The sequence below is a fragment of the Thermodesulfobium sp. 4217-1 genome (assembly GCF_039822205.1).
Classification (GTDB): domain Bacteria; phylum Thermodesulfobiota; class Thermodesulfobiia; order Thermodesulfobiales; family Thermodesulfobiaceae; genus Thermodesulfobium.
In genome coordinates this window covers 1-23,153 of sequence record NZ_JBAGBW010000012.1, presented here as the reverse complement: position 1 = coordinate 23,153, position 23,153 = coordinate 1, and the positions used below count along the sequence as shown (strand labels likewise).

General features: G+C 37.3%; 23 protein-coding genes. 20 read left to right on the top strand and 3 right to left on the bottom strand.

What is annotated here, in order from left to right:
* Positions 1-20: 20 nt before the first annotated feature.
* Positions 21-770, top strand: coding sequence for a globin-coupled sensor protein (locus tag V4762_RS05825; RefSeq protein ID WP_347314843.1), 750 nt, complete (start codon positions 21-23; stop codon positions 768-770).
* On the opposite strand, the gene yedF is transcribed toward V4762_RS05825, so the two are convergent.
* Positions 771-1,355: a sulfurtransferase-like selenium metabolism protein YedF gene (gene yedF, locus V4762_RS05820; protein ID WP_347314842.1), complete on the bottom strand. Its 585-nt coding sequence runs from the start codon at positions 1,353-1,355 to the stop codon at positions 771-773. It abuts the gene before it with no gap.
* 132 nt (positions 1,356-1,487) lie between these two features.
* On the opposite strand from yedF, the gene V4762_RS05815 reads away from it, so the two are divergent.
* From V4762_RS05815 to V4762_RS05780, 8 genes are all read left to right on the top strand, one after another.
* On the top strand, positions 1,488-1,871 hold the full coding sequence (locus V4762_RS05815; protein ID WP_347314841.1) for a hypothetical protein: 384 nt from the start codon (positions 1,488-1,490) through the stop codon (positions 1,869-1,871).
* A 14-nt stretch (positions 1,872-1,885) separates the two neighbouring features.
* Entirely contained in the window at positions 1,886-3,076 is a 1,191-nt protein-coding gene (gene chrA / locus V4762_RS05810; protein ID WP_347314840.1) for a chromate efflux transporter, read from the top strand.
* A 91-nt stretch (positions 3,077-3,167) separates the two neighbouring features.
* Positions 3,168-4,391: an EAL and HDOD domain-containing protein gene (locus tag V4762_RS05805; protein WP_347314839.1), complete on the top strand. Its 1,224-nt coding sequence runs from the start codon at positions 3,168-3,170 to the stop codon at positions 4,389-4,391.
* Between the two features lie 48 nt (positions 4,392-4,439).
* Positions 4,440-4,874 (top strand): DUF134 domain-containing protein, encoded by a 435-nt coding sequence (locus V4762_RS05800; protein ID WP_347314838.1) that lies wholly within the window; start codon positions 4,440-4,442, stop codon positions 4,872-4,874.
* Between the two features lie 3 nt (positions 4,875-4,877).
* Positions 4,878-6,068 carry an iron-sulfur cluster carrier protein MrpORP gene (locus tag V4762_RS05795; RefSeq protein WP_347314837.1) on the top strand — a complete coding sequence of 397 codons (1,191 nt, stop codon included), beginning with the start codon at positions 4,878-4,880 and terminating at the stop codon, positions 6,066-6,068.
* Positions 6,069-6,074: 6 nt separating this feature from the next.
* Complete coding sequence (locus tag V4762_RS05790; protein WP_347314836.1) at positions 6,075-6,431, top strand: NifB/NifX family molybdenum-iron cluster-binding protein; 357 nt, start codon at positions 6,075-6,077, stop codon at positions 6,429-6,431.
* Between the two features lie 139 nt (positions 6,432-6,570).
* Positions 6,571-6,981, top strand: a complete 411-nt coding sequence (locus V4762_RS05785) for a bacteriohemerythrin (protein WP_347314835.1) — start codon at positions 6,571-6,573, stop codon at positions 6,979-6,981.
* A gap of 1 nt (position 6,982) precedes the next feature.
* Positions 6,983-7,534 (top strand): Fe-S-containing hydro-lyase, encoded by a 552-nt coding sequence (locus V4762_RS05780; protein ID WP_347314834.1) that lies wholly within the window; start codon positions 6,983-6,985, stop codon positions 7,532-7,534.
* Between the two features lie 118 nt (positions 7,535-7,652).
* On the opposite strand, the gene pepF is transcribed toward V4762_RS05780, so the two are convergent.
* Entirely contained in the window at positions 7,653-9,443 is a 1,791-nt protein-coding gene (gene pepF / locus V4762_RS05775) for an oligoendopeptidase F (protein ID WP_347314833.1), read from the bottom strand.
* Positions 9,444-9,537: 94 nt separating this feature from the next.
* On the opposite strand from pepF, the gene V4762_RS05770 reads away from it, so the two are divergent.
* From V4762_RS05770 to V4762_RS05725, 10 genes are all read left to right on the top strand, one after another.
* Positions 9,538-10,800 carry a phenylacetate--CoA ligase family protein gene (locus tag V4762_RS05770; RefSeq protein ID WP_347314832.1) on the top strand — a complete coding sequence of 421 codons (1,263 nt, stop codon included), beginning with the start codon at positions 9,538-9,540 and terminating at the stop codon, positions 10,798-10,800.
* Between the two features lie 378 nt (positions 10,801-11,178).
* Positions 11,179-11,829 carry an adenylate kinase gene (locus V4762_RS05765; protein ID WP_347314831.1) on the top strand — a complete coding sequence of 217 codons (651 nt, stop codon included), beginning with the start codon at positions 11,179-11,181 and terminating at the stop codon, positions 11,827-11,829.
* 37 nt (positions 11,830-11,866) lie between these two features.
* Positions 11,867-13,126: a sulfate adenylyltransferase gene (sat, locus tag V4762_RS05760; RefSeq protein WP_347314830.1), complete on the top strand. Its 1,260-nt coding sequence runs from the start codon at positions 11,867-11,869 to the stop codon at positions 13,124-13,126.
* A gap of 5 nt (positions 13,127-13,131) precedes the next feature.
* Positions 13,132-13,449, top strand: coding sequence for a DUF6955 family protein (locus V4762_RS05755; RefSeq protein WP_347314829.1), 318 nt, complete (start codon positions 13,132-13,134; stop codon positions 13,447-13,449).
* A gap of 108 nt (positions 13,450-13,557) precedes the next feature.
* Positions 13,558-13,995 (top strand): adenylyl-sulfate reductase subunit beta, encoded by a 438-nt coding sequence (aprB, locus tag V4762_RS05750; protein WP_347314828.1) that lies wholly within the window; start codon positions 13,558-13,560, stop codon positions 13,993-13,995.
* Positions 13,996-14,025: 30 nt separating this feature from the next.
* Entirely contained in the window at positions 14,026-15,981 is a 1,956-nt protein-coding gene (gene aprA, locus V4762_RS05745) for an adenylyl-sulfate reductase subunit alpha (protein ID WP_347314827.1), read from the top strand.
* Between the two features lie 91 nt (positions 15,982-16,072).
* The gene (locus V4762_RS05740) at positions 16,073-17,335 is read left to right on the top strand and encodes a CoB--CoM heterodisulfide reductase iron-sulfur subunit A family protein (protein ID WP_347314826.1); all 1,263 of its coding nucleotides are present in this window, start codon (positions 16,073-16,075) and stop codon (positions 17,333-17,335) included.
* A 2-nt stretch (positions 17,336-17,337) separates the two neighbouring features.
* Positions 17,338-19,485, top strand: coding sequence for an FAD-dependent oxidoreductase (locus tag V4762_RS05735; RefSeq protein ID WP_347314825.1), 2,148 nt, complete (start codon positions 17,338-17,340; stop codon positions 19,483-19,485).
* Between the two features lie 12 nt (positions 19,486-19,497).
* Complete coding sequence (gene qmoC, locus V4762_RS05730; protein WP_347314824.1) at positions 19,498-20,679, top strand: quinone-interacting membrane-bound oxidoreductase complex subunit QmoC; 1,182 nt, start codon at positions 19,498-19,500, stop codon at positions 20,677-20,679.
* Positions 20,680-20,699: 20 nt separating this feature from the next.
* Positions 20,700-21,461, top strand: coding sequence for a YkgJ family cysteine cluster protein (locus V4762_RS05725; RefSeq protein ID WP_347314823.1), 762 nt, complete (start codon positions 20,700-20,702; stop codon positions 21,459-21,461).
* Positions 21,462-21,498: 37 nt separating this feature from the next.
* On the opposite strand, the gene V4762_RS05720 is transcribed toward V4762_RS05725, so the two are convergent.
* Entirely contained in the window at positions 21,499-22,176 is a 678-nt protein-coding gene (locus V4762_RS05720) for a Crp/Fnr family transcriptional regulator (protein WP_347314822.1), read from the bottom strand.
* 149 nt (positions 22,177-22,325) lie between these two features.
* Here V4762_RS05720 and V4762_RS05715 point away from each other — a divergent pair, with 149 nt between their 5' ends.
* A complete protein-coding gene (locus V4762_RS05715) occupies positions 22,326-23,114 on the top strand; it encodes a DUF169 domain-containing protein (RefSeq protein WP_347314821.1) in 789 nt (262 codons plus the stop codon).
* Positions 23,115-23,153: the final 39 nt, after the last annotated feature.

Below are 23,153 nucleotides of genomic sequence, written 5' to 3'. Positions count from 1 at the left end.
AAAATTGAAGGTGGTGTAGGATGGAAGAAAATTTAACTAATGATTCTAAATATCAGCAAAGATTTCGTTATTTAGGGCTCTCTGTTGAAGATTTACAGAGAATGGCAAAGTTTAGACCCTATTTTGAAAAAAGGGCGGATGGTTTCGTCAAGAAATTCTACGATCACATAGCTAATTTTTCAAATTTAAAGGAAATAATTGATAAAAACTCTACAGTAGAAAGGCTTGGCAAGACTATGAGGGACTATTTTGTATCTCTTACAAGTCCTACAATAGACGAAGAGTATTTTCAAAGAAGGCTTTTCGTAGGCAAGAGGCACCAGCTTATAGGTCTTTATCCCTCATGGTATCTGGGAGCTTACAGGCTTTATTTTGAGGAGATTTCATCTATTGTTCATGAAGTAGAGAAAGATGAGGCTGAATTCGTAAAATCTTTTAGCGCATTTGTTAAGAGAATAATACTTGACATCCAGTTAATTATTGATAATTACTTTGCTGAGCAGCTTGAACACATAATTAAAACCCAAGAGCAGGTTGGAGAGGCCGTAAAGGTTGTAGAAAGTATTGCTGGCAGAACAAACATACTTTCTTTGAACGCTAGCATTGAAGCGGCTCGAGCAGGTGAGGCTGGCAGAACTTTTGCAGTGGTCGCCAAAGAGGTTAGAAAGCTTGCAGAAGACTCTTCAAGGTCATCAAAAAAGATAATGGAGATGATAGACAAAAATATGCACGAAATTAGACAGATAAAATATCAAGAAGAGACCTCTTAATTAGGGTTCTATTATAAAGGACCCTTTTAGGGACTCTAATATAGAAAACATATTTGAGACCTTGCCTACTGCAAGCTTCTCTATTACGTTGAAATAATTCAGGCAGGTTCCGCATACTAGCACTTCGGAACCTTTTTCATTTAGCATTTTAATTTCTTTGAGGCATTCAGAATCTTCCAAAGTTAAGTAAACGCCAGCATTCATGAATGCAATGGTTTTTGGGTGATTCTCAAAGTATAAGAGCGCGTCAAAAAAGGCATTCATAAGATTCTTACCAAGCTCATCACTCCCGTGTCCTAATGTGTTTGTCTTTACAAAGATGCTCCAGGGGGCATTTTCGGGAAGATATTCTAATTTTGTCTCGGCTATATTCTCAGTTTCTCTCTTGTTGATTTTGCAGTAATATAAATTATCTTTTTCTTCTACTTCAAAATACATATTTTTGTCTTTAGCAAGGTTGTTAAGATTATCTCTTGAAGTTTTATTATCAACTATTACAATTATTTCTTGATGATCTTTTAATGCCTGTCTTGTTAGTACTACTGGTTTTGGGCACACCATTCCCCTGCAATCGAGTTCAAACATATTTTCCTCCTAAAAAGTTTATTTTAGTTTATTATATCAAAGCTTTTTTATTTAAATAAAATTGGAATATGCACTTAATTGAGTTTTATATTTTTATGTTAGATATTTTGAATTATGATAAAATAATTACTTATGAACAAACATGAGAGATTGAAAGCCTCACAAGACTATGCAAAAGAAGCAAAGGAGCTGATTTCCTTTGGCGCAGAGAGTCATTATATAATGAATGCTCTCTATTACTCTATGTTTAATTCGGTATTGGCAGTTTTAGACATAGATGACTTTTCGGGCTACACGCATGATAAGATTTTTGAGCTCTTTGATGAAAAGCTTGTAAAGAAGAAGAAGTTTCCAGAAGAACTTTTTGATGCCCTAAAATTTGCCAAGACCTTTAGGCACAAGTGCGATGACGACTCAAGCTGTGAATTGGTGCCTGAGCCTACTCTGGAACAAGTTCAATATCTTTACCCAAAAGTTATAGATTTTCTTGACGCTTCTGAACAACTGGCGCAATAAAAAATTGCTTTTTAATGTCTAATCTGTCAAAAAATCTCTCTTTTAATCTTGATTTTATTTTTCGTTGCCTTATTATTGGCTCGACGGTATTTGGCGGTCTTGCTATGATTTCCTATTTAAAAGAAGAATTTGTATCGAAAAAAGGTTATACTACTGAAGATGATTTCCTTAAAGGAATTGCATTAACACAGCTTTTGCCAGGTCCTATTATGATAAATTTGGTAGGTTATGTTGGGTATAGAAGGTTTGGGTTTTTGACAGGTTTAATAGGTGCTCTTGCCCTTGTTTTTCCCTCAACAATCCTTATATCTATTCTTGCTTACTTTTATAAATCAATTAATATCGCTACTATAGACGTCTTATTCCATGGGTTGAAGCCGTTTGTCGTAGCATTTTTTATTTCAGCTTTTTTAAATTTTTATAAAAGGTATATAAATGTTAATTTTGGAAGGATATTGTTGCTGTTATGCTTTGTGTGCTATATGATTGGCATAAATATCTTTTTAGTTTTCTTGCTTTCTTTTTTTATTTCTATATTTTGTAAAGGTTTCCTTCCAAAGAGAAGCGTTCTTAGCGATGCTATTTCTGAAAAAAAACTCTATATCCCGAAAGTTGAATTTATCATAGGCTTTGTTGCTGTTTCTATACTTATAGCTTCTGCATATTTTATTACACCAAACCTTACTTCTTTTTATTTCAAGATTACGCAGATAAGCTTCCTTGCTTTTGGCGGCGCTCAAGTTGCCCTGCCTCTCTACCAACACGCTTTTGTTGATTCTATGAAGATAATTAGCCAGGAAAACTTTTTGGACGCGATAGTTCTGAGTCAGGTGACTCCTGGCCCAATACTGTGTGTTACATCATTTATTGGCTTTTTTATTGGCTCATTTGTTGCTGCAATGTTTTCTTTTTTGTTTACGTTTATGCCTTCAATAGTATTTACAATTGTGGTGTCGCCCTTCTATGATAGGATATCTCATCTCTCGTGGATTAGAGGTGGGATATTTGGTCTCTTAGTAGCACTTACTGGACTTTTGGCATCCATGTCAGTTAACTATTTTCCAATGGCAGTCAAAGATCCACTTTCGTTTCTCTTTCTATTGGTTTTCCTTGTAGGATTACACAAAAAGGTAAATATTGTTTTGCTTATTTTAGCTGCTATTTTTGGCTCCTTTCTTTTGTTTGGCTTTTTCCACCTATATTAATACCACCTTTTTAAAGTTAAAATTTCAAAATAATTATCATACTTTTTAAGGTATATAATGTATAAAATGCAATCCAATAGGAGAGGGAAAAATGGATGTAGTTGTAGCAAGGCAGCCAATATTCAATAGGTCTGAAAAAGTTAAGGCATACGAGCTCCTTTTTAGAAGGAGCATGAACTCGACTTCATACGATGCATTTGATGGCGAGAGCTCAACAATTGAGCTTTTAAAGTCAAGCCTCTCTGTAATAGGCTTAGATATCCTGACAAACCATTTGCCTGCATTTATAAATTTTACGGGAAAACTTTTGAGAGATGAAGTCCCTAACTTATTGCCTCCAGATAAGGTTGTAATAGAAGTGCTTGAGACTTCCTATGATGATGAGGGTATATCAGATATAGTTAAAGACTTGAAGAAAAAAGGATATAAAATTGCCCTTGATGACTTTTTATACAAAACCGAATATGACAATCTAATTGAAAGCGCTGATTATATAAAGGTTGATTTCCTTCAGCTAAACGATGATGAAAAAAGAGAATATCCGAAGATAATTAGCTCTATAAAAAGCAATTTAATTTATTTGGCAGAGAAGGTTGAGACAAATGATGACTTTTTGCTTGCAAAAGAAAGCGGATATTCACTCTTTCAGGGCTATTTTTTTAGCAAGCCCTCTTCTGTGTCAAGAAAGAGCTTCTCTATTAGAAAGCAGTTTATTCTCAATCTATTGGATGAAGCTTACAAAGAAGATTGGAGACCAGCTGTATTAGAAGATATGATAAAAAAAGACCTTTCTCTGTCTCTAAGACTTTTGAAATTTATGAATAGCGTATATTTTGGTTTTAGAAATAAGATAAATTCTATAAAGCAAGCTATAGTCTTACTTGGAAAAAACGAATTTCTAAAATGGCTAAGTTTGATAGCCTTGGGAGAGCTTGCTGACGATAAGCCTGAAGAGTTGGTTACCTTGTCGATTCTCAGAGCGAAGATGTGCGAAAATATTGGTCAAATTTTAGGCAAGAAACAGGAAGATTTGTCTAATTTTTTCTTGACAGGTCTTTTTTCTTCTATTGATGCGCTCCTTGATAGGCCCAGGGAAGAAGCAATTAGTGAATTGCCTATAAATTCTTATGTTAAAGATGCGCTTTTGGGGATAGAAAATATTTATTTTGACGTTTGTGAATTTATTGTCTCTTATGAAAAGACAGAAGTTGATAAGTTCTATAAATTGTTGGAAAAATTGAATTTAAAATTTGATGACGTTATCAAAGCGTATTTGGAGGCTGTTAACTGGTCATCTCAACTCATGACCCTGTAACAATCCTATATCGATTCTTCTTTTCTAAATACTTGACATAATTTTTTTTTGTATTATTATGAAATATATTTCATAATAATAGGAGGAGCAAAAATAGCAAGACCATTGAAAGAGAGAAGGCTATTTTGTTTGCCTGCCATAAAATGTTTCAAGCCTGTAGATTGCGTTTTATCTTGTGTTGAGGGTGCGAATGTATTAAGTTTTGAAGAGATAGAAGCTCTGAGATTGGTAGACTTAGAAAATTGCGATTTTCAAGAAGCTTCTGAAAGCATGCAGATATCAGCGTCCACTTTTTGCAGGATATTGAAGTCTGCGAGATTTAAGATCTCCCAATCTATATGGTTTGGCAAGCCATTCGTTATATCTGGCGGTAATTATAAAACAGCTGATCCAGGAGAAGTTTGTGAAAAAAGATGCAAGATGTGTTGGAAAAAAGAAATCAAAAACTGCATTAAGCATAAAAACAATGAAAGGGATGATTGAGCTTTGGCAGATAAAGACAAAAATGATGAAAAACTTGAGAGAATGGAGGACTTTTTAAAAAAGGTTCCCTATAAAATTATGGTAATGAGTGGAAAAGGTGGAGTAGGAAAGAGTACAGTAGCTGCTAATTTGGCAGTTTTCCTCTCCAATAGGGGTTACAAGGTTGGACTTCTGGATGTGGACGTACATGGACCAAGTATAGGTACAATAATGGGCATAGTCTGGCAAAAAATTTATCCCTCAGGAGAGATGCTAAAACCAGTTCTTTGGAGCAGAAACCTTAAGATAGTATCTGTTCAATTCTTACTTGAAAATCCAGATGATGCGATTATATGGAGAGGTCCTGTAAAAATGGGAATAATAAAGCAATTTTTGTCTGATGTAGATTGGGGAGAATTAGACTTTTTGATAATCGATAGCCCTCCTGGCACTGGCGATGAACCTTTGACTATTGCCCAAACTATACCAGATTGCAAGGCCTTGATTGTAACCACTCCTCAGGGCGTATCTCTTGCAGATGTGAGAAAATCTCTTACATTTTGTAAAGAGGTAAACATTGATGTTCTTGGCATTATTGAAAACATGAGTGGTTTTGTATGCCCTAATTGTGGTGCTGTTCACAATATATTTAAATCTGGCGGAGGAAGTGAGCTTGCGAAGCAGTACCAGATTGACTTCCTTGGCAAGATTCCTATTGATCCAAAGATAGTAGAAGAAAGCGATGATGGTAACTTGTTAGACAAGTACGATGGAGAGATAAAAGACATTATAAACGAAATAGTCGATAAGATTGTTAACAAACTGAGTATAAATAAGGAGGAAATAAAAATTATGAAGATTGCAGTTCCTATGGCACAAGGAGAGCTTTGCTCACATTTCGGTCACTGCGAGGTTTTTGGAGTAGTAGACGTAGAGGGTGGAAAAGTCGTAAAAGAAGAATTTCTCACGCCTCCACCTCATGCTCCAGGTGTAATACCAAACTGGCTTGCTGAGCAAAAGGTAAATGTTGTTCTTACTGGCGGAATGGGCCCAATGGCTCAAAATTTGATGAGGCAGAATGGCATCGAGGTAATTACTGGCGTTTCTGGTGGAAGTTTAAGTAGTGTAATTAACGCCTATTTAAAAAATGAATTAGTCACCGGCAATAATTCATGTGATCACGAACATGGCAGCGATCACGTTTGTAAACATTAGCCGATAATGAGAATAGCATTTACTGTTCTTGATAAAGAAAAGATGATTATAGATGAGAGCTTTGGGAGAGCCAAGCTATTTCTGGTCTATGACACCGAGAAGGACAAATGGGAGCAATATGAAAACTCCCAAAACATTAAGGCTTCTCAAGGCGCAGGCTTGCAGGCAGCCCAAACAGTCATAAATGCCAACGTAGACGTGCTCATTTCAAAAAATATAGGACCCAAGGCATTTACTCTCTTGATATCGCAAAATGTAAAAACTTATTCTACCGATGAAAAAGACGTAAAATTAGCTTTAAATTTATTTTTAGATGGCAAGCTTACAAAGATGGAAAATCCGAATCAGTTTGGTATGGGATAAATTTAGTAAATTTATTAGTTTTTATGACTTAGAGCTTGTGAATGTTTTACATCATAAGCTCTATTTTTTTGTTTGATCTTAGCTTTAGAAAAGGTGTATAATAGATTGATTATTATTTTTTTATCTTAGGGGTGATAGTATGTCAGCAGTTCAGTGGAGTGAGGATCTAAGCTCTGGGTTTAAAGAGATTGACGATCAACACAAAGAGCTTATAAACAGAGTTAACAAACTTTTGGACGCATGTAATTCTGGTAAGGGAAGACAAGAAATTGGGGATACCTTAAATTTCTTGGCTGATTACGTCGTAGAACACTTTAACTCTGAAGAAAAATATATGAAGCAGTATAATTATCCAGGTTTAAATGAACAAATTGAACAGCATAAATACTTTGTTGGTTATGTGGGAGAATTGAAGAACGAATTTGATAAAAATGGACCCTCCATTTCACTTACTATGAAATTAAGCAAAAACCTTGTCGAATGGCTGGTGAATCATATAATGAAGATTGATAAAAAAGCTGGAGCATTTTTGAAAGATAAGGCTCATTAATATGGAATTTAATTTAAATGCCCCAATAAAAGACAACTCTTTGGAGAAATTAAATATTGGCGATAGAGTTTATTTAAACGGCGTCATCTATACGGCAAGAGACTCAGCTCATAAGAGATTGATAGATGCTCTTGATGAGGGCAGGGATATGCCCTTTGAGATTGCTGGAAGCGTCATATATTATGTCGGTCCTACCCCTGCCAGACCAGGAAAAGTCATAGGGTCTGCTGGTCCAACTACAAGCTATAGGATGGACAAATATGCTCCAAGATTATTGGATTTAGGGCTTAAGGGGATGATAGGCAAGGGAAATAGATCTGATGATGTTATAAATTCTATTGTAAAGAATAAAGCGGTATACTTTGCTGCGACGGGTGGCGTCGGAGCCCTTATCTCGAAGTGTATCGTAAAGTCAGAGGTTATAGCATTTGAGGAATTAGGCCCTGAGGCTATAAGAAGGCTTGAGGTTAAGAATTTTCCAGCTATTGTAGTAATAGATACCTTTGGCAACAATCTCTATGAAGAGGGTATAAAGAAATATAGGATTGCGTAGAGAGTTCAAACGTATATTTAAGCTAAATATAAATGGCGGCGATGTAGCCGCCATTTATATTATTGGGAAGAGATATCTATCTAACTACTTTCTTTTTTTTATAAATATGCTAGCTCACTCAATCTTTAGTTTTATCTATTTCTTTTAGCTTTTCTGAAAATTTCTTTATTGTAAGTTGTACTGGCTCTAAGTTTTCTAAATTTAAACCTGCAGTTCTCAAGAGATAAAATGGGAAATTTGCCCCTCCAGATTTCAAAAATTTTATGTAACTTTCTGTATCTCCACTTAATATTCTCTGCGCAAAGTAGTTTGCACAAGAAAAACCTGTCGAATATTTATACACATAAAATGGGCTATAAAAATGCGGTATCCTTGCCCACTCAACTCCAGAATATTCATCAGTTTCAAAATATTCTCCATAGTACTCTTTATTTAGATTGTCATAGATATTGTTAAGGTTTTGTGACGTTAGGGGCTGAAAGTTATCTATAATTTCAGATAACTTCATTTCAAATTCTGCAAACTGTATTTGCCTGTATAGAGTCGTTCTTGCGTTCTCCAGGAATTTATTTATCAGAGAGTTTTTGTCAACAGTATCTACAGCATTTTTTAATAGATATTCTAAAAGCAACATCTCATTAGTGATGGATGCTATCTCTGCAGAAATAATGCTATATGATGACTTTGGGTATGGTTGAGCACTATTTGATAGTGCGCTGTGAATTGCGTGACCCATTTCATGGGCAAGAGTGAACACATCTTCCAGCCTTCCCTGATAATTGAGGAGTATATATGGGTGTACATCGTAACATGAGGTAGAATATGCCCCTGAGGTTTTATTTTTGTTTTCATAGACGTCTATCCATCTTTCATCAAAGGCTTTTAGAACAAGACTTATATATTTTTCACCAAGCGGCGAAAGAGATTTTAAGACAATGTCTTTTGAATCCTGGTAACTAATTTCTTTTTCTGAGTTAAACAATGGGGCATTTAGGTCGAATAGTTTTATGCTCTTTTGATCAAGAATTTTTGACTTAAATTTTATATAAGAGTGGAGCGGATTTAAATCTGATTTTACTGTGTTTATTAGGTTTTTATAAAAATCTTTGCTTACATTGTCAGAAAAGAGAGAGTACTCTATCGATGAAGAGTACTTTCTCACAGAAGAGTAGAAATTGATAAATTTAAAAGCCATATCAAGGTTGGAAGAGAGCATATTTTGATGCTTTTTATATGTTCCAAAAAGAGATTTATATGCATTTTCTCTTAATATTCTGTCTTTGTTGTGAGCATAGATTGAATATGTGCTTTGGGTGACAGGATGGGATCTGCTTTTTGAATCAAGGGCGTCAGGAAATTCGAAATCGCTGATAGTCAAGTGATGATAGATATTTGAAGGGGAAAATGAGAGAAGGGACGTTTTGGAAATCAATCTTTCTTCGTCCTGAGTTAAAATGTGGGGGAATTGTCTAATTAAATCATTTATTTCAAAGCTATAATCTTCAAATTTTGGATCTAAGGAAATCTCATTTAAAAATTCTTTGCCAAGAGATACTAATTCTGGATCAATAAAAGAAATTGATTCATCAAAGCTTTGAAAGAGCCATTGGGCATTAGAGATTAATATTTGAGATTCCTCTAAGGACGAGTCTTCATCGAATTTCATATGTGAATAGGTATATATTCTATCTATAATCTTAGAGGTTTTATCTCTGAGTTTTAGGCACTGTAAGATTGTTTCTTTATCCTTTAGAGCTCCCTGAAAACTTCTAAATTCTTGAATTTGTTTTTTTGCTATTTCAAAATCTAAGTCAAGCGCTTCACTTGAATGATAAAGGTCTTCGATAGACCATTTAAATTCTTTATCAATCTTGTTTCTTTCCAGTATTTCAATTGTTTTATTCTTCAAACCTGTTACCTCCTTGAGATTTTATTCTATTGACATATCTTTATAAATATCTTTAAATTCTATCATTAACCTTAGATTAGAAAGAGGAGGCAACATGAGGACAGAAGAAAAAGAGAAGAGTATTGAAGACGTAAACTATCTGCGTATTAGAGGTTTTCTGCAGAACATTTCTAAGAATAGCCCTTTTTACAGAAAAAGATTTAGGGAATTGGATTTTGATATAAATGACTTTAGGTCGATGGATGACTTTTCTAAACTGCCATTTACTACCAAAGACGATCTTAGGGATTCATATCCAATGGGCATGCTTGCTTGTCCAGAGGAAAATGTAGTCAGAATACATTCTTCATCTGGCACTACTGGAAAGCCTGTCATAATGCCATATACTCAGAAAGACATTGACGATTGGAAATTTATGATGAAAAGATGTTATGAAATTGCAGGAATAAAGCCTTCTGATAGAGTCCAGATTACACCTGGATATGGTCTTTGGACTGCTGGTATTGGATTCCAGCTTGGTGCAGAGTTGTTGGGTGCTATGACAATTCCCACAGGGCCAGGAAATACCGATAGACAGATAGAAATGCTGCTGAACTTAAAGTCTACCGTTCTCACATCTACATCATCTTATGCTCTGCTACTTGGTGAGGAGATTGAGAAAAGGGGATTGCAAAATGATATATCTCTTAAGATTGGAATAATTGGTTCTGAGAGATGGGGAGACCGTATGAGAAAGAGAATCGAAGATCTATTGAATATTGAAGCCTTTGACATATATGGTCTTACCGAGATTTATGGTCCTGGTATCGGGCTTGATTGTAAATATCACAATGGAATACATCTTTTTGATGATTTTATGTACTTCGAGATAGTAGATCCCGATACCTTAGAGGTTTTGCCAGATGGAGTGAGAGGAGAGCTGGTAATTACCACCTTTAAAAAAGAAGGCGCTCCCCTTCTAAGGTTTAGAACAAGGGATATTACTTCTATAAACCATAAAATATGTGAGTGTGGTTTACAATACCCCAGAATAGAGAGACTTATGGGCAGGTCTGACGATATGTTTAAGATCAAGGGGGTAAATTGTTTCCCCGCTCAGGTAGATAGAGTTTTAAAAGAATATAATGAGTTATTTTCTGAATACCAGATAGTATTAGATAGGATCAATGGCAAAGATAGAGCAGTTTTGAAGGTTGAGTCAAAAGAGCCGGATAATATAGACCTGTCAAAAAGAATATCAAGAAGGATCAAAGATAGGGTTGGGGCTACGTTCGAAGTTGAATTATTGGCAATTGGGGGCCTTCCAAGAAGCGAAAAAAAGACAAAAAGGGTCTTTGACTTCAGAAATGAGGCTTAATGACTCATAATGTATAGTGCATAAAACATATAAATTTTTTTTATAACTTTACAATTTATTTAAATAAATAAAATAGTCTGATTTAATATTTTTAAAGAGTTATCTGATAATTTTGAACTTTTTCACTATTTTGAATATATAATTTATTTGTGAGGAAATGAAGGTGGGAGTTGAAAAAAGTACAATTGATATAAATTTTACTTATGATTATATAAATAAAACTTATATAAAAAAATAATTAATGGTATTGTAAAAAATAATTTTATAAAGTAAGATATAAATGATGTGTATGAATCTATTAGAAAAATCTATAGGTAACAAGATAGAGTTTAACAAAAATCTTGGGTTTACAATACTCGAAAGGAGTGGGGTCTTTTAATGAGATTGGTATTTTTAGGTGCACCAGGGGCAGGAAAAGGAACACAGGCAAAGAGATTGGTAGATCAGCTTAAGATACCTCAGATTTCTACAGGAGATATGTTGAGAAAAGCAGTATCAGATGGCACTTCGCTCGGCAAGGAAGCAAAAAGCTATATGGATAAGGGTGAGCTCGTTCCAGACAGCGTAGTAATTGGACTTATCAAGGAAAGAATTCAAGAGGGAGACACAGAAAACGGTTTTATCTTAGACGGTTTCCCGAGGAACGTTTCTCAGGCAAAGGAATTGGACTCTCTTCTTGGCGATTTAGGCAAGCCTCTTGACGTGGCTCTCGTATTAGATGTTCCGCTTGACGATCTTATGAAGCGTTTGACAGGAAGACGAACGTGTAAAGCATGCGGTCAGATGTATAACGTGTATTTTTCTCCACCCAAAGTTGAGGGCAAGTGTGATGTTTGTGGCGGGGAGCTATATCAGCGTGCAGATGACAACGAAGAGACTATAAAGAAAAGGCTTGATGTGTATCAGAGCTCAACCGAACCATTGATTGACTATTACAAGAACAAGGGCATATTAAAGGTTGTTCAGGGTACTGGCGATATTGATGCAATCTATAGGAAAATTCTTGTTCAACTTAATCCAGCTGTTTAAAAATTTATATAAATTACTCTAAAGGGGGTAAAAGGCATTGAGTCAACATGTAGCAGTGGATAACACGCTTTCTCCTCATGGCGGCAAACTCGTATATAGGGTTGTCGAAGATAAGGAAAAAGCGAAGGAACTTGTAAAGAAGACTAAGGTAAGAATCCCAGTTCGTGGGCAGATCGCGAGAGAGTGTATAAGCTTAGCTTATGGATTTTTCTCTCCTCTTGAAGGCTTTATGGGTGCAAAGGACGTGGACAGTGTAGTTCACAATATGACATTAGCAAATGGATACGTTTGGTCTATACCAATCGTCTTCGATATGTCAGAAGATGAGATCGAAAAATATGGCATAGCTAACGGTGATAGCGTTCTTTTTACCTACAAAGATCAGCCATTGGCAGTCTTTGACATTGAAGAGATGTTTGTTTATGACAAGATTACTATGGCCAAGAACGTATATGGCACAGATGATGAAAAGCATCCTGGCGTAAAGCGTACCTACGATTACAAAGCTAAGTTTTTAGGTGGCAAGATTACACTTATAAATCCACCAGTATTTAATGAACCTTTTGATCGCTTCTGGTTTCCACCAGCAGAGTCAAGAATGCAATTTATGAAGAATGGCTGGACTAAAGTAGTTGCTCATCAAACCAGAAACGTACCTCACACAGGCCATGAATGGCTTATGAAGGGCGCATGGTTTGCTGCCAATGCAGATGCAGTTCTGGTTTCTTGTGTTGTCGGCGAAAAGAGAAAAGGCGATTATATTGATGAGTGTATAGTTCTCGGTCAGGCTGCACTCAGAGAAAATGGGTATTTCAGAGAAGATGTTCATATGACTTCAATGATACTCTGGGATATGAGATATGCTGGTCCAAGAGAGGCAGTATTCCACGCAATAGTTCGTAAAAACCTTGGATGTACTCACCACATGTTTGGTCGCGATCACGCAGGTGTTGGTGACTATTATCCAACTTATGGTGCTCATGAGATATTTGATGGACTTCCAAATCTTGGTATCAAGTCAGTTTTGACAAAGGAATGGTATTATTGTCCTGTGTGCGCAGGAATTGTTTATGAAGGGTTTGACGGTCACAAAAAGCAAAAGCAAAAGTTTTCTGGCACAGTAATTCGTTCCATCATTCAACAAGGCGTTAAACCAACAAGACTTATATTTAGGCCAGAGGTATTTGACACCGTTATGATGTGTGCTGAGAAATATGGTTTTGGTTCACCTTTCGTAAATGACAATTATCTTGAGAATCGTAATCCTGTATTCACGATTCCCCCAATGGAGGTGTAATCACAATGAGTAACGGTGATGTAAAACTTACAATATCGCTTTGGGTTGGTCCAGAAAGAGAAGAAGCTTTAAAAAAGGCCAATATGCTTGAAATTCCCGAACTTCAAGAGGCATTTGCTGGTCTAAAGAGATTAAGAGTGCCTATCTCTTATGAACAGGCTCAGAATCTTAAAGAAGTTTATCCAGCTGCAAAGATAGATACTTCTTCTACTCAAACAGTAGAACTACTTCCAAAAGAGTGTCTTGACAAGATATTCGCTATGGTAATTGAGAAAAAGAATGTAGCAGTAATACCAGATTTACTTAAGTCTTTAGGAAAGTAATCTATCGAAATACTTTTTAGACTGATTTGAGGAGGTGGGAAGCCTCAAGCGTTTTTTTGCAACAAAAATTTTCAATAATTTAAGAAATTTAACAAGGAGGAAAAGAGTATGCCAAGTTGGGTAAATCCCGAAAAATGTGATGGTTGTAAGGCGCAAGATAAGACAGCTTGCCAGTATATTTGTCCAAACGATCTTATGGCACTGAACAGAGAGATTATGAAGGCTTATAACCAGGAGCCAGAGTATTGTTGGGAGTGCTATAGCTGTGTAAAAATTTGTCCACAGCAGGCAATTGAGGTAAGAGGATATGCAGACTTCGTACCACTTGGTGGAAACGCAATCCCACTACGTGGCTCTGACAACATTATGTGGACCTGTAAGTATCGTAACGGAAAAGTAAAAAGATTTAAGTTCCCAATCCGCACGGTTGCAGAAGGTTCGATTAAGCCATATGAAGGCTTTGAGGCCGATCCAGATATGGCCGATCTCGAAAAACCAGGTTTCTTTACGCACAATATGCGTGGAGATTCTCTCAGAAAGTTTTAGTAATTTAAAAATTTTAGCGGAGGTTAAATAATGGAAAGAGAAGCTTGTACATTCTCATATTGTGATAAACCAGTCATTGAAGAGAAGAACGTAGATCTTCTAATCATTGGCGGTGGAATGGGTGCATGCGGCGCAGCATACGAAGCTGTAAAATGGGCAAAACCAAATGGCTTGTCTATATTTTTAGCAGATAAAGCAGCACTTGAGAGATCTGGCGCTGTAGCTCAGGGCCTTTCTGCAATTAACACCTACATTGGAACTGATAACGATCCAGCTGACTATGTCAGAATGGTTCGTACCGACCTTATGGGCATCATTCGTGAAGATTTAGTATACGATCTTGGTCGTCTTGTTGATGACTCTGTTCACCTTTTCGAGAAATGGGGACTTCCAATTTGGAAAGCCTTTGGAGAAGATAAGGGTAAGACCTTAGAGCAGGGCGCCAAGCCACGTAGGACAGGTCGTTGGCAGGTTGCAATATCTGGCGAGTCATACAAGTGTATCGTTGCAGAGGCCGCAAAGTCAGCTATGGCATCTTATGACAAAGCAGAATATGTTGAAAGAGTATTTATTGTTAAACTTTTGTTAGACTCTAAAGAAGAGAACAGAATTGCAGCAGCAGCAGGCTTCAGCGTTCGTGAGAACAAAGTTTATTTCATAAAAGCAAAGGCAATTATCATAGCTTGTGGTGGAGCGGTCCACATATATCGTCCACGTTCAGTCTTGGAGGGTTACGGACGTGCATGGTATCCAGTATGGAATGCTGGCTCTACTTATGCAATGCCTTTCCAGGTTGGCGCAGAGGCGACAATGATGGAGAACAGATTCGTGCCTGCCAGATTTAAAGATGGTTACGGACCTGTCGGCACATGGTTCTTGCTCTTCAAAGCTACTGCTACAAACGCAAGAGGCGAAGACTATTGCGCAAAGACAGAATATATCGAAAAATATGCTCCATATAACAAAAACCTTGGTACTTGCATCAGAAACCATATGATGATCGAAGACTACAAAAAAGGTCTTGGCCCTATGTATATGAATACCGACAAAGCTCTTGCTGAACTTGCAAAGACAATTGACGCAAAGCACGCAAAAGAGCTTGAGTCAGAGGCATGGGAAGACTTCCTTGACATGACTGTTGGTCAGGTTGGCGTATGGCTTGGAAACAACATTGAACCTGACAAGATCCCATCCGAAATTATGCCAGCTGAACCATATCTTCTCGGATCACACGCTGGTTGCTGCGGACTTTGGGCATGTGGACCAGAGGATCTACAGAACGATGCAACAAGAGAAGCAGGCTACATTTGGGAATATAAGGGCAAATCTTACAACCGTATGACGACTGTAAACGGCTTGTTTACATGTGCAGACGGCGTTGGAGCTTCTGGCCACAAATTCTCTTCTGGGTCACACACAGAGGGACGTATAGTTGGAAAACAGGCAGTAAGATTTATTCTTAACAACAAAGACTATACACCATCAGTTGATAGGACTGCAGAGGAATTGGCAGCAGAGATATATGCTCCAATGGAACTCTTTGAAAAATATAAGACAGTTTCAACTACTCCATATTCAATCAACCCACAGTATATTACCCCTAAGCAGTTTCTTTTCCGTTTGAACAAGATTATGGACGAATACGTTGCTGGAACCATTGGCTGGTATTCCACATCCGAGACTCTTCTCACAAAGGGACTCTATTATATGGAAATGCTTGAAGAGGATAGCTACAGGATGGCAGCATGGGATCTTCACCAGCTTATGAGAGTTTGGGAAAACTATCATAGATTCTTGACTGCTCGTATGCACCTTAGGCATATTATGTTCCGTCAAGAAACACGTTATCCTGGGTACTACTATCGTGAAGACTTTAATCTGATTGATGATGCTAACTGGAGATGTTTTGTCAACTCTAAGATGGATCCAAAAACTGGTGAGATCAAAGAGTTCAAGAGAAATTACGTCCAGCTCATTCCAGACTAATTGATTAATAGATAAATAAATTAATATTTAAGTGCTGTGGGGGTAAAAACCTCACAGCACTTATTTTTTAAATTCTTTGGAGGTAGGGTAGATGATAGAATTTCAAGGAAAGGTACTGGTTATCGGCGGCGGTATTAGTGGTATTACTGCAGCTATAGAGGCCGCTGAAACAGGTGTTGAAGTTTACCTTGTCGATAAAAATCCTTATTTGGGTGGTAGGGTAGCTCAATTAACCAAATATTTTCCAAAACTTTGTCCTCCAACATGTGGTCTGGAGCTTAATTTCAGGCGTATGAGGGAAAACAAGGGTGTTGAAGTTATGACGCAGACCGAGGTTCTAAAAGTTGAGGGCTCAAAAGGCAACTTTAAAGTTACTCTTAAGAAGAAGCCTCGCTTTGTTAATGAGAATTGTACTCTTTGTGGAGAATGCTTTAACGTGTGTCCGGTAGAGAGAGATAATGACTTTAATTTTAATATGAATAAGTCAAAAGCTATATACAGCGTATTTGAATTTGCCAATCCCCCTTATGCTGTTATCGATCCAAGCGTTTGTTTGGGTGAAAAGTGTTCAAAATGTCTTGATGTTTGCAAATACAGCGCAATTGATTTAAACATGAAGGAAGAGATTGTAGACATAACAGTTGGCTCAATTATAGTAACTACTGGATGGCAGCCTTACGATGCTGAAAAGATTGACAATCTGAAATTTGGAATAGTCCCAAATGTTATTACAAATATGATGATGGAGAGACTTGCATCATCAACAGGACCTACAGGTGGAAAGATCTTAAGGCCATCTGATGGCAAACCTGTTAAAAACGTCGCTTTTGTCCAGTGTGCAGGCTCAAGGGACGAGAACCATCTTCCATACTGCTCCTATATATGCTGTATGGCATCTCTAAAACAGTGTACCTATTTGGCAGATCAAGATCCAGAAGTAAAAGCTACAGTATTTTATATAGATATTAGAACTCCTGGCAGGTATGAGCAATTTTACTGGAATGTCAAGGAAAATCCAAATATATCCTTCGTAAAAGGGAAGGTTGCGAACATTGAAGCGGATTCTTCTGGCGATGTGTGGGTTGAAGCAGAGGATATATTGGCTGGTTCGAAGAGTAAAGAAAGGTTTGATATGGTGGTTTTGGCTACCGGCATGCAACCAACTAGTGTCAACTGGGATTTGCCATTTAGCGCCAAAAAGACTCCTGAAGGATTTATAGATCCTGATAGTTTGCCAGATGGCATTCATCTTGCAGGTTCTGCGGTTATGCCTTTTGACGTAATACGCTCTTTGCACTCGGCAACAGGTTCGGTGCTTAAAGCCCTTCAAAGCATATCAGGAAGGGGGAATTAATAATGGATAAAAAAATTGGTGTTTATATTTGTTCTGGATGTGAAATTGGAGACGCAGTTGACCTTGATAAGCTGGTAGAAATTGCTAAGGAAAAAGGCGTATCTTTAGTTAAAACAAGTGCAAGCGTTTGCAGTCCTGCCTTTGTAGAGGAAATAAAGAGTGATATTGCAAATGAAGGCGTAAATACTGTTGTAATCGCTGCTTGCAGCCCAAGAGTGAAGACTGATGTATTTAACTTCCCTGGCTGCATAGTAGAGCGTGTAAACATCCGAGAATTTGTTGCCTGGGTTATGGAGCCAAAAAGTGACGATGCTCAGCTTGCTGCACAAGACTACCTGCGAATGGGCATTGTTAAAGCGGAGAAGACCAATCTGCCCGAGCCATGGATTGGTGAAGACCTATCAGAAGAAATCCTGGTCATAGGTGGCGGCACCTCTGGACTCTCTTCTGCAATCGAATCATCAAAAGCAGGTTTTAAAGTAACCGTCATTGAAAAAGAGGACAAGCTTGGAGGTTGGGCTGCAAAGTGGTATAAGACTACTCCTACAAAATATCCCTTTACTGCAGTAGAAGAACCTGCCGTGTTCCAAATGATGAAGACCGTCGAAGCAGATCCCAATATTACAGTTTTATTGAATACTACTATTGTTAAAACTGAGGGTATGCCTGGTCTTTTCGATATAACATTGAACGTATCAGGCCAAGAACAGGTAAAAAGATTTGGGACTATAATAGCTGCTGCTGGCTTTACTCCTTATGATGCGTCAAAACTTGATAAATTGGGTTTTGGTGTTTCGCCTGACGTAATTTCTAATGTAGATTTTGAGAGAATGGTAAGAGAAACTGGAAAGATAACGAGGCCATCTGATGGTAAGACTGCTAAAAGAGTTGCCTTCGTGCTGTGTGCTGGTTCAAGGGACCCAGAGCATCTTCCATATTGTTCTGGATATTGTTGTGCTGCTTCATTGAAGCAGGCGAAATACGTCAGAGATATCAACGATGGAGTTGCTTATGTGCTTTATAAGGATATGAGAACGCCTTCTCAATTTGAACTGTTTTATAAAGAGCTTCAAAACGACCCTGGAATTCTCTTAACAAAGTGCGAGATTAAAGAAGTCTCTTTAGGTGAAGATTCTTCCTTAAACGTTGACGTAACTGACACGTTACTTGGCGATGAGTTAGCTATCGAAGCAGATTTGGTTGTTCTTGTGGTCGGCATGGTATCAAACGCAAACCAAGAAAAGCCTGATATTTTAAATCTGCAATACAGACAAGGGCTTGAACTTCCATTGCTCGATACTGGTTATTATCCTGATTCCAACTATGTTTGTTTCCCTTATGAGAGCAGAAGAACTGGAATATATCCATGTGGGACCATAAGGGCTCCGATGGAGACATACGGGAGCATACAGGACTCTATAGGAGCTGCCTTAAAGGCGATTCAGTGTATGTGGCACTACGAAAGAGGAATGGCTGTTCATCCAAGAGGATGGGAGAAATCTTATCCTCAGGTGTTTATGCAAAGATGTACTTCTTGCAAGCGTTGTACTGAAGAGTGTCCTTTTGGCGCGATAGACGAAGACGAGAAGGGAACGCCATTTTATAAGTTCAACCGTTGTAGAAGATGTGGTACGTGTATGGGAGCATGTCCTGAAAGGATTATCTCTTTCCATGATTTCTCAATTGATATGGTTAACTCTATGATAAAGGAAATAGAAGTTCCAGAAGATGACGATGAGAAGCTTCGTTATCTGGCTTTTATTTGCGAAAATGATGCCTATCCTGCTCTTGATGCTGCTGCGTTCTTAAAACACAGATTCCCGCCAGGTATTAGATTTATTTCTCTTAGATGTGCAGGAAATATGAACCTGGTATGGATTGCTGATGGACTTGGCAATGGCCTTGATGGAGCCTTGGTCTTAGGTTGTAAGTTTGGTGAAAATTATCAATGCCACTATATTAAGGGTTCAGAGCTTTGCAACTATAGGTTCGGTAAAATTGGCGAAACGCTTGATAGGCTAGGTTTGGAATCAGAAAGAGTAGAGATGATGCAGGTTCAAATCTCCGACTATGTAAATATAGCTGATACTCTTAAAGACTATGCCGATAGGGTTAAGGAAATTGGTCCTAACCCATTCAAGGGTTTTTAGGGGAGGATGAATATGGCGAAAAGGATTGTTAAAGCAGATTTAGATTTTATTAAGGAAATTATGGCTAATGGCGGAGATAGCGTAAACAAATGCTATCAATGTGCTACATGTTCAGTTGTCTGTAATCTTTCTCCTGATAATTCACCGTTTCCGCGTAAAGAGATGATGATGGCACAGTGGGGGATGAAGGATGCGCTGCTAAAAGATGCTGATATTTGGCTTTGTCACCAATGTGCAGATTGTACTGCTTATTGCCCAAGGGGTGCAAAACCGGGTGACGTTTTGGGCGCACTGAGAAAAATTACAATAGAAGAATATGCTCCTGTAAAGTTTTTGGCTAAACTTGTAAGCAAACCTGCAATGTGGCCGTTCGCTTTTCTCTTGCCAGTTGTTATACTCTTGATAGACTTAATGTTCAATGGCAAGTTACAATACCTTGCAGATCCTCAGGCTTTGGTTAACATGTCTATTAATGGTGAGCCTGAAAGTGCAGGAAAGATTGTTTTTGCAAAATTGTTTCCTACTGTCACTGGTATAGATATTTTCTTTATGACGGCGGCAATATTTGCTGTGGTTTGTTTTTGGATAGGCTTGTCGAGTTACTGGAAGGCTTTGAATTCAGAAAGATCTTATCCAGTTACGTTTAAAGGCAGTATTATAGGTTTGTTTGTTGGAGTTATTTGGGAGGCACTTACTTCTGTAAGATTTAAGCTTTGTAACACAATGAGTGTCAGGTCTACCACTCACTTGCTTGTTTTTTGGTCTTTTGTCGGATTAGCTCTTACAACTGCTACTGCTTCGGTATACGAGTGGGTTTTAAGATACCCTTCTCCATATCCTTTGTACGATCCTGTAAAAATACTTGGTAACGTTTCAGGTATAGCGCTGGTTATAGGATCGATTTGGATGATAAATACAAGATCTACCCTAAAGGTTGGGGCGAACTCTGGTTTTGATTGGCTTCTTCTAATTATTATAGCTGGTCTTGGTCTTACAGGAATGGGTGCAGAGATATTTAGACTCATGAATCTTGCAAGCGTTGCATACTGGACATATTTTATACATCTTACATTTGTAATGTTTTTGTTTATATATGCACCTTTTTTCAAGATTGCACACCTTGCCTACAGAACCCTTGCTCTGGCTTATACCAACTTAGCTAATCGCGGAGAGCCTAATGCCCTTAAGGGATAGTCTAGGAATGAGGTTTTTCAATGCCTAATATGGATGCTGTTGATAAAGTTGCTCTTGATAGAAGTTCTAAATTTAGATTTAGCTGTAATAAAGGTATAAGTTGTTGGAACCTTTGCTGCAGAGACGTAGATATACTTTTGACCCCGTACGATGTTTTAGAAATGAGGACTGCGCTTGGGCAGTCCTCAGGGGAGTTTTTAGAAAAAAATACCAAAGTTATTATTGATCCAAAAACTGCCATTCCAATGGTTCAAATTATGCTCAAACCTGATGAGCGATTATGTGTCTTTAGTTCGGATGAAGGTTGCGGCATGTATAAAAATAGGCCTCTCCTTTGCAGAACCTATCCTATTGGGATGGCTGCACTCAGGAAAAAAGGTGAGGCAAATCCAGAAGACGAATTTTTCTTTTTTATAAGGGAGAAATTTTGCAAAGGATTTTCACAGAACCAAGAATTTACTGTGGGGGAATGGCTGAAGGATCAAGGGGCTGATGACTTAATTGAAAAGAACAAGGATTGGCTTGAACTTATCCTTAGAAGAAATGTAATGGGAGTTGAGCCATTTAACGAAAAGGAAGCCTCTTTATACTTTATGGCCCTTTATGATTTGGATAAATTTAGAAAATTTGTTTTTGATACGAAGCTTTTAGACTATTTTGATTTGAGCGATGAGAGAATTAGTACTATGAAGGAAAGCGATGAAGAGCTTTTAAAATTCGGCATTGATTACCTATTTTTTATGTTTAAAATTAAAAAGGGTTTAGAGCCGAAAAAAGCTTAAACTTTCTTTATAAAGATCCGGGGAAACCCGGGTCTTTTCATTTGTAGCTACTTATAAGCTTTTTTATATCCAGAATCTTTATTTGCTTTTTTTCTAATTTTATAATTCCCCTTTGTTGTAACATATTTAGCGCTTTTGTAGTTGTCTGTCTGCTTGTTCCTACTACCTGAGCTATCTCTTCATGCGTTAAATTTAAAGGAATTTTTATGCCATCAAAATCGTCTATCCCCCATTTAAAAGAAGCTTTGTACAAGAAAGATGCAAGCCTCTTTGAAACATATTTGGAGCTTAGATTGTGTACGTTTTCTTCTGCTTCTCTCATGCGTTCAGCCAAGAGCCTCATTATTTTTAGAGAAATATTAAAGTCTTCTTTTATCAGATTATAAAAGTCTTCTCGCCTTAAAAAGCCTATTTCTATATCGGTTATAGCAACTGCATTGCAGGTTCTGTTTTTATCTAAAAGAACCTCAGCTAATCCTATAATCTCTTTTGGATTTCTTATGCAGCCAACCACAGATTCTCTTCCTTCATTGGAAATTCTTGATATTTTTACCCACCCAGATTCGATAATGAATACCCCCTGTGAGCTCTCTGCTGCAGAAAATACGGTAGATCCCTTTGGCAGTTTCATCTTAACTGCCTTTTCAAAAAGTTTAGACCATTCTTCTTCTGTAAATTCTTTAAGCTTTTTATCTAAAAGCAAGATGCTATCCAAATCCACCTCTTAATAATTTTATAAATATATTTTATTTAATAAGTATAGTGTAACATAGCTGACATTTTTTAGTAACAGATATGACTGACAAAGTGCTTATAAGAAATAATAATTTATATATCAAATATATTAATAAATAAGGAGGAATTATGCAAAATTATTCTGAGATTCAGGATTTTCTAATGAAAGAGTTTAGATTTATGCACCTGCCAATTGCAGTAAAATTTATTTTTAAAGATGAAGAATTACAAGATTTCAAGAAAAATGTAAAGGATTATTACGTGCCAAATAAGCCTCTTACCTTTTGTCAGGCAGAAATTGGGCCAAGAATGAAAGGGATTACAGTTCTGCAGGAAAAAGAAGCTTTGGGTTGTTCTAATGCAGCGTATGTATTTGGGTGGAAGGGTTTTGATGAGGCAGAGGTAAAGAGTCATTTAAAGTATGTAAGAGATATGAAACAGGCTGAAAAATTTCTTCTTTCTAAGCCACGATTAGAAGAAGGAAAATTAAAGGCGATTGTAGTTTCTCCTCTTGGAAAAACCTATTTTGACCCAGATGTCGTTCATTTCTATTGTGATAATATGCAAGCTTATCAACTTAGCGTGGGTTGGATGGCACTAAGAGATATTCATCCAATGAAACCGAATGTTACGATGAACTCTGCAGCTTGTGCTGGTAATGTTTATGTTTATAATACGAAACTTGCTTCAACACATCCCGCTTGCAGTGGTAGTTATAACTCTGGTAAGACTGAGAGAGGCGAGACTAACGTAGTAATTCCTGGCGAGGATATAGCAGATTTGGTTTCCTGGTTCAAGGAAAGAGTTGAAAAGTATGGGAGCCTTTCTATAGTAAAGCCCGGAGATGAATTTCCTGGTTCAGATGTTTGTAAAAATTGTCCATTAATAGTATTTAGAAAGGGAGAAGTTGCTAATTAGTTCTTTATCAAAATTTATAATATCTTAGAAAGGAGGCAA